5 protein-coding genes are annotated in these 3,139 nt (G+C 73.6%); all 5 read left to right on the forward strand.

Annotated elements, in window-relative coordinates:
- Positions 1-384, forward strand: a 384-nt coding sequence (locus MNY62_RS25335) for an AIR synthase-related protein (protein ID WP_242347108.1), incomplete at its 5' end; no start/stop codon positions are given.
- A gap of 104 nt (positions 385-488) precedes the next feature.
- Positions 489-1,877 carry a methyl-accepting chemotaxis protein gene (locus MNY62_RS25340; protein WP_242347109.1) on the forward strand — a complete coding sequence of 463 codons (1,389 nt, stop codon included), beginning with the start codon at positions 489-491 and terminating at the stop codon, positions 1,875-1,877.
- 4 nt (positions 1,878-1,881) lie between these two features.
- Positions 1,882-2,298 (forward strand): chemotaxis protein CheW, encoded by a 417-nt coding sequence (locus MNY62_RS25345; protein WP_242347110.1) that lies wholly within the window; start codon positions 1,882-1,884, stop codon positions 2,296-2,298.
- 43 nt (positions 2,299-2,341) lie between these two features.
- Complete coding sequence (locus MNY62_RS25350; RefSeq protein WP_242347111.1) at positions 2,342-2,710, forward strand: response regulator; 369 nt, start codon at positions 2,342-2,344, stop codon at positions 2,708-2,710.
- Between the two features lie 27 nt (positions 2,711-2,737).
- A partial coding sequence (locus MNY62_RS25355; RefSeq protein ID WP_242347112.1) for an Hpt domain-containing protein occupies positions 2,738-3,139 on the forward strand: 402 nt, incomplete at its 3' end.

A 3,139-nucleotide genomic window follows, 5' to 3' on the forward strand; every position in this document is an offset into this window, starting at 1 on the left:
GCCCTCGCCGGCGTGGCGCGCGCGGCCATCGACGTCTCGGACGGGCTCGTGCAGGACCTCGCCCACCTGTGCGAGGCCTCGGGGGTGGGCGCCCGCATCGGCGCGGCCGACCTGCCGCTCTCCGCCGCGGCGCTCCGGCTCGCCCGCTCCGGCGCGGCGCGCGAGGCGGCGCTCTCGGGCGGCGAGGACTACGAGCTCGTGGTGGCCGTCGCGCCCGCGCTCCTCCCCGCCGCGTTCGCCGCGGCGGCGAAGGCCCGCACCCCGCTCACCGTGATCGGCCGGTTCGTGCGAGGCCGCGGCGTGCGCGTCGTGGGCCCCACCGGCGCGCCGATCGAGGTCGAGACGCGGGGGCACGACCACCTCCGCACACCGACCGCTCTTTGACTTGGCGCAGGGCGCGTCTAGGATCGCCCCGCCTACGGGAGCAGCGGGTGCTGGACCTTTGCTCCGAAGTCGAAGCAGACGAAGCGCCTTTGAGAGGGGCCCCCTTGTCGCGAGCGAGCCGAGACGAGCGACTGTCCACCCGCCCGAGCGCGCGCTGGCAGGACGCGCCGCACCTCGTCGCCCTGCGCGGGCGCGCGGCGGAGGCGGCGCCGCGCGCGACCCCACCGCTCGCGGGCGTGCCGGTCTCGCTCGAGAAGAAGATCCTCTTCAGCTACCTCATCGTGGGCGCGGTGCTGCTCTTCGCGGTGCCGGAGATCCGCGAGCGCGTGCAGAGCCCGCTCGTGGCCGCGCTCGCCGTGCTCGCGCTCACCCTGCTCCTCGGGGTCGTGCTCACCCTCGCCGTCGCGCGCGTCTCGCGCCTCGCGCGCCTGCGCGGGAGCGCCGTCGAGATCAGCCGCGGCGACCTCTCGAAGGCGGTCGTCTCGGAGGAGCAGCGCGCGGCCCACGACGAGATCGACGAGCTCACCTACGCGATCCGCACGATGCAGGAGAACCTGCGGGACCTCGTCTCGCGCATCCAGCGGACGGCGCAGTCGGTGGCCGACTCGGCGAACGAGCTGCAGCAGAGCGCGGAGGAGGTGAACGCCTCGACGGACGAGGTCGCCTCCTCGATGGAGAAGATCGCGGTCGGGGCCGGGCAGCAGTCGGAGCTCGTGGAGCGGACCTCCAAGGTGATCGGGGAGATCGCCGCGTCCATCGAGGCGACGGCGCGCAGCGCGGAGGAGGCCGCGCGCGCCTCGGCGGAGACGAGCCAGTCGGCGGCCGCCGGCGGCGACGCGGCGCGGCTCGCCGGCGAGAAGGTGAAGAAGGTGTTCGCCCGCATCGAGGCGGCGAGCGAGCAGGTGTTCGCCTTCGGCGAGCGCACGAAGGAGATCTCCAAGATCGTCGAGGCGATCACCCAGGTCGCGAACCAGACGAACCTGCTCGCCCTCAACGCCACCATCGAGGCGGCGCGCGCCGGCGAGTACGGCCGCGGCTTCGCGGTGGTCGCCGAGGAGGTGCGCAAGCTCGCCGAGTCGGCCGGGCGCTCCGCCGAGCAGATCTCCTCGCTCGCCGCCGACATCTCCGGCCGCGCGGGCAAGGTGGTCGAGACGATGAAGGAGTCGGTGTCGGAGCTCGGCGAGGGGCGCGAGGACCTGAACGCGATCATCCGCACCCTCGCCGACATCGCCAAGATCGCGGCCACCGGGGCGGACAAGGTGGGCGTCATCTCACAGGCCGCGCGCGACCAGCTCCAGGGCTCGGCCGACATGGTCCAGGCGATGGACCACATCTCGGACGTCGCCTCCTCGAACGCGAGCCAGACCGAGCAGGTGCGCAAGGTCACCGCCGAGCAGACCGCGGCGGTCGCGCAGATGGCCGGCGCGGCGCAGGAGCTCACGAACCTCTCGCTCGAGCTCCAGGCGGTCGTCTCGCGGTTCCGGCTCGGCTAGGCCCGTGCGCCACGTCCTCTTCCGCCTCGGGAGCGAGCGGTTCGCGCTGCCGCTCGAGGCGGTGCGCGAGGTGGTGCTGCCCCAGCCGCCCTTCGCCCGCGTGCCGCGCGCCTCGGAGGCGGTGCGCGGCGTCATGAACCTGCGCGGGCGCGTGGTCGCGGTGGTGGACCTCGCTCCGCTCGTCGGCCTCGCGCCGCAGGCGCTCGAGCCCTCCGCCGGGCAGGTGATCGTCCTCGACCACGCTCGGCGTGCGCTCGGGCTCCTCATCGGCGGCGTGCTGGGCGTCGAGCCGCTCGCGCCCGAGGGCGGCGCGGGCGAGGGGCTCGTGCGCGGCGTCGCGATGGCGCGGGCGGGAGCGGTGACGGTGCTCGGGGCGGACGTGGTCGCGAGCGAGGCGCTCCGGCTGTTCGGCGGTAGGTGATGTGATAGGTTCCGAAGGACACCTTCGGGGGAGAGGAAGGCCGATGGCGAAGCGAGTCCTGATCGTCGACGACGCGATCTTCATGCGGAACATGATCAAGGACATCTTCTCGGGCTCCGGCTTCGAGGTCGTCGGCGAGGCCGCGAACGGGCTCGAGGCGGTCGAGAAGTACCGGGAGCTGAAGCCCGACCTCACCACGATGGACATCGTGATGCCCTTCAAGAGCGGCATCGAGGCGACGCGCGACATCGTCAAGCAGGACCACAAGGCGGTGATCGTGATGTGCAGCGCGCTCGGCCAGGAGTCGCTCGTGATGGAGGCGATCGAGGCCGGCGCGAGCGACTTCATCGTGAAGCCGTTCAAGTCGGAGGACGTCCTCTCCGTCGTGAAGAAGGTCCTCGGCGAGGCCTAGCCGCCGCGCCGCCCGGTCCGGGGAGCCGTGGCGCTCGATCTCCAGAAGTACCTCGGGCTCTTCGTGAGCGAGGCGGGCGAGCACCTCGCCGCGTTCGGGCGCGAGCTCGTGCGGCTCGAGCAGGCGCCGCCCTCCGCCGCGCGCAAGGAGATCGTCGACGCGCTCTTCCGCCACGCGCACAGCGTGAAGGGGATGAGCGCCTCGATGCAGCTCGACGCCGTCGCCTCGCTCGCGCACGGCCTCGAGGACCTCGTCGCCTCGTTCCGCGCCGCCCCGGCCCGGCTCGACTCCGCCGCGGTCGACCTCCTCCTCGCCGCGGGCGACGCGCTTCAGGCGATGGTGCAGGAGGCGGCGAGGGGCGGCTCGCCCGCCGAGGAGGGCGCCCTCGCCTCCCGCCTCGCCGAGGCGGCGCGGCGCTACCGCGAGCAG

It is taken from the genome of Anaeromyxobacter terrae (assembly GCF_022690685.1).
GTDB classification, from domain to species: Bacteria; Myxococcota; Myxococcia; order Myxococcales; family Anaeromyxobacteraceae; genus Anaeromyxobacter; species Anaeromyxobacter terrae.